A 4,585-nucleotide genomic window follows, 5' to 3' on the forward strand; every position below is an offset into this window, starting at 1 on the left:
ATGAGAAACTATAGACAGAATAACAAGTATACAATTTCATACATCACTACCCCTTTGTTTAACATGAGTAATGGAATTTAAGGAGTAGTATTATACTCTCTTAAGTTGGCTTATAATGCACACGCTTTCTCTAGGGGAAGTGTGTGCATTTTTATGTTTTTCAAAGGGGTTTAGAGGAGGGGAAAATATGTTTCAAGCATTAAAGAAATTATTGTGGTTTTTTAAACAGCAGTGGAAGAGATATACATTAGCAATATTTCTTTTATTAATTACGAACTTTGCGGAAGTAACACCTCCATGGTTAGTAGGGCAAGTGATCGACAAAATTAGTGACGAATCACTTACGAAAATCGTGTTGATACAGATTGTTATATTTTTCCTATTTGTAATTGTCATCACTTATATCATTAATTATATTTGGAGATATTTAATGTTCTCTGGATCTCAAATATTAGAAACACTTATGAGAAGAAAATTGATGCAAAAATTTCTTTCCATGAGTCCAACTTTTTTTGAAAGAAATAGAACGGGAGATTTGATGGCGAAGTCTACCAATGACTTAAATCAAATAAGAAATACAGCTGGGATAGGTATTTTAACTCTAGTCGATTCAACTACTTTTATGGCAACGATAATCTTAACTATGATTATTACGGTATCTTGGAAATTAACTTTAGCTGCACTGATTCCACTACCACTGTTGGCTATTTTAGAAATAGAGTTAGGGAAGAGAATTCATAAACGATATATGGTTTCTCAAAAATCATTTGGAGATATGAATGATAGTGTTTTAGAATCGATTGAAGGGGTTCGTGTAACACGAGCTTATGTTCAAGAAGATAAATTGAATAAAGATTTTAAAACAATGACGACAAATGTAGTAGAAAAATTTATGAATGTAGAAAAAATGGATGCCTATTTTCAACCAATTACGATTATTGTAACAGCTGCTAGTCAAGCAATTGGAATAGGTTTTGGTGCATATTTAGTGAATACAGGGGAAATGACAATTGGTGGGCTGATTTCATTTACCGTTTATTTAAATATGTTAGTTTGGCCAATGTTTTCAGTTGGAATATTAATCAATATTATGCAACGTGGAAATGCATCTTTAGATCGTGTGTATGAAACGTTAAATGAAAAAGAAACTGTTGAAGATGTTAATAGTCCTGACGTACCGAGCCACGACATTTTAATGAAATCAGTCAAATTTAGTTATCCTTCAAGTGAAACCATTAATTTAAACAATGTAAATATTAATTTATCAAAAGGTGAAACTTTGGGAATAGTTGGTGCGACTGGTTCCGGAAAAACAACTTTAATTAAGCAAATTTTAAAAGAATACCCTACTGGTGAGGGAGAAATTATGCTAGGTGATACGAATATTAATGAAACATCTAAAGAAAGTTTAAGAAGTTTAATTGGTTATGTATCACAAGAAAATATATTATTCTCAAGAACTATTAAAGAAAATATAAAGTTTGGTAAAAATAATGCAACAGATGAAGAAATTAATGATGCAATAAGATTAGCTAATTTTGAAGATGATATTAAACGTTTACCACTAGGACTTGAAACGCTTGTAGGTGAAAAAGGCATTGCGATTTCTGGAGGTCAAAAACAACGTATCTCGATTGCTAGAGCGTTAATAATGGATCCTAAAATTTTAATATTAGATGATGCATTATCAGCCGTAGATGCAAAAACCGAAAAGCAAATTATTCAGAATATACAAGAATATAGAAAGGGAAAAACGACTATTATTACGACACATCGGTTATCAGGTGTGAAACATGCTGATGTTATTGTTGTCATGGATCATGGTGAAATTATTGAATCAGGTACACATGATGTGTTGTTAAATCATAATGGTTGGTATAAAAGTCAATTTGAACTTCAAAGATTGAAGGGGGTGTATGATAATTGAGTATTATAAAACAACTCTTCCCTTATATTAGTAAATACAAGACAAGATTTATAATTGGAACAATTATTTTAATATTTGCAGTTTTGTTTGAATTGCTTGGACCGTTAGTTGCAATGTATATTATTGATCATTATGTGAAATCAAATGCTTCAGATATTATACAATTACAACCTGTACTTCTGCTCTTGAGTTTGTTTTTTGGTTTATCATTAGCACATGCTATATTCAGTTATTTTCAAACAATTGTACTTCAAAGAGCAGGCTCAGATGTTATAAAAGAACTTAGAATAACATTATTTCAACATGTGCAAAAACTTCCAATTAAATACTTTGATAATTTACCTGCTGGAAAAGTAGTCGCAAGAATTACGAATGATACTCAAATGATTCTAGAATTGTTTACAGTTATTTTGCCTAATTTCTTGTCTGCTTTTATTACAATGGCTGGTGTCATCATTGCAATTTATTTTATAAATGTAAAAATTGGAACAATAGCACTTATTACGATACCAATCGTCCTATTGTGGATGATTTGGTACCAAAAGGTTACAGGTAAATATAATCATATTATTCGAGAGAAAAACAGTGATATGAATGCGCTTATTAATGAATCTATTAATGGTATGTCGATCATACAATCTTTCAGACAAGAAAAACAAATAATGGAAGATTTTGATGAAATGAACAATGCATATTTAGAAAATTATAAAAGAATTGTTCGATTTGATTCTTTAACTGAACACAATTTATTAAGTGCAATTAGAAGTATTGTGTTTGTATTTTTAATCGTTATATTTGGACAACAATTTTTATCAGATGCTGTTGCTATTTCAGTAGGGACTTTATACATTCTTGTTAATTATATTACAAGGTTATTTGATCCACTTTTTGGTGTGTTAAATGTACTTGGACAACTTGAACAAGCAAGAGTTTCTTGCGTGAGAGTATTTGAAATGATGAATATCGAAGAAGAGAAATTGCCAGAACATGTGGTAAAGCTTCCAAATCAAATAAAGGGCGAAGTATCATTTAACGATGTTTCGTTTGCTTATAATAAAGAAGAATATGTACTTAATCATATAGATATTAAGGCTAAACCAGGGGAAACCATCGCTTTAGTTGGTCATACAGGTTCAGGAAAAAGTTCAATCATGAATTTATTATTTAGATTTTATGATCCTAGTAAAGGTACAATAGAAATTGACGGTATACCAACTATACAAATGGATAAACAAGATATGAGACGACATATGGGTATTGTCTTACAAGACCCTTATCTTTATACAGGTACGATATTATCGAACATCACGTTAAATGATCCGAAAGTGACGAGAGAACAGGCAATTAAAAGTTTGGATGCAGTAGGTGGAGACCGTATATTAGAACACTTTGAAAAAGGTATCGATGAACCAGTGATCGAGCGAGGTAGAACGTTGAGCTCTGGACAAAGACAAATTATTTCATTTGCAAGAGCTTTAGCGTTTAATCCAGAAATTCTTATATTGGATGAAGCCACTTCTAGCATTGATTCTGAAACTGAAGCAATTATTCAAAAGGCAATGACCATATTATCTAAAGATAGAACATCTTTTATCATTGCCCATCGTCTTTCAACAATTAAACATGCAGACCAAATTATCGTTTTAGATAAAGGTGAAATTGTTGAGAAAGGTACACACAATGAATTAATTGAATCTAAAGGACAATACTACAAAATGTATCAAATGCAGTCTTTAACAAACCAATCTTAACCAATAAAAAACCAGTTATACTTATTGAACATTCAATGTATAACTGGTTTTTAAATTGTTATTCGTCAAGTTAAATATAAATAGCCTTGATAAATGAAGTATATTACTAAAGCTACTACTGCTAATTTGATGACTAATCTTAAAATTCCAACAAAGAAACGAAAGAAGATAATCAAAAATAAGATTGCTAAAAAAATATATATTAATTCCATGTATATGTCACCTCTTAGTCGTATTATAAATGAAATAATATAATCATACATCAGCCTGCAGTATGATTAAAGAGTTAGGTCCTAAGTCTGATGGAACAATTAAAATGAACATTGTATAATGAAAAAAACGAGAGGTGTCATATTAAATGAGATGGTTATTCAGATTAATTAGAAATTTATTAGCATTATTAGCAATTATTATTATCATTGTAATTGTTTACAAAAGTGTACCAGAATTAAGTGGTCTTAATCCATTTAATAATGATGATCAACAAACGCAACAAATATCTCCTAAAAGGGCACACTCTACTTATACTGTAGAAGATAATGCACTTTTACAAAATGTACCTTTAGGACAAACAAAACAAGCTTTTAGATGGATAAACAAACGAGAATTTATGGATGTATCTGGAATGGAACGAATGGGCTACAACGACGATTATATCGCGGGACAAAGAGGTACGGAATATATACTTTATAAATTTGGTGAACCGCAAATGTATGTTTATCAAACAGAACAAGATTTAATTGATGATTTAAATGAACTAAATGCCGATATTAAACTTGCTCCAAAAGATTCATATTAAATTTTTTTTGCATTTCGATAGTCTCGCCCTTTATTTAAAGTGTAGTGTAAGATAAAATAGTAATATCATTGTAATAAAGATATTTCTAGATTAAGAGGTGTATAGATT

The 4,585-nt window shown here is 30.3% G+C and carries 3 protein-coding genes; all 3 read left to right on the forward strand.

Features of this window, described 5'->3' with window-relative positions; translation table 11 throughout:
• Positions 1 to 187 precede the first annotated feature (187 nt).
• Positions 188 to 1,927, forward strand: coding sequence for an ABC transporter ATP-binding protein (locus CD111_RS10990; protein WP_095087575.1), 1,740 nt, complete (start codon positions 188 to 190; stop codon positions 1,925 to 1,927).
• Positions 1,924 to 3,678, forward strand: coding sequence for an ABC transporter ATP-binding protein (locus tag CD111_RS10995; RefSeq protein ID WP_095087577.1), 1,755 nt, complete (start codon positions 1,924 to 1,926; stop codon positions 3,676 to 3,678). The genes CD111_RS10990 and CD111_RS10995 overlap by 4 nt, the downstream gene beginning before the upstream one ends.
• A gap of 358 nt (positions 3,679 to 4,036) precedes the next feature.
• A complete protein-coding gene (locus CD111_RS11000) occupies positions 4,037 to 4,477 on the forward strand; it encodes a DUF4930 family protein (protein ID WP_095087579.1) in 441 nt (146 codons plus the stop codon).
• Positions 4,478 to 4,585: the final 108 nt, after the last annotated feature.

It is taken from the genome of Mammaliicoccus stepanovicii, assembly GCF_002902525.1.
GTDB lineage: Bacteria > Bacillota > Bacilli > Staphylococcales > Staphylococcaceae > Mammaliicoccus > Mammaliicoccus stepanovicii.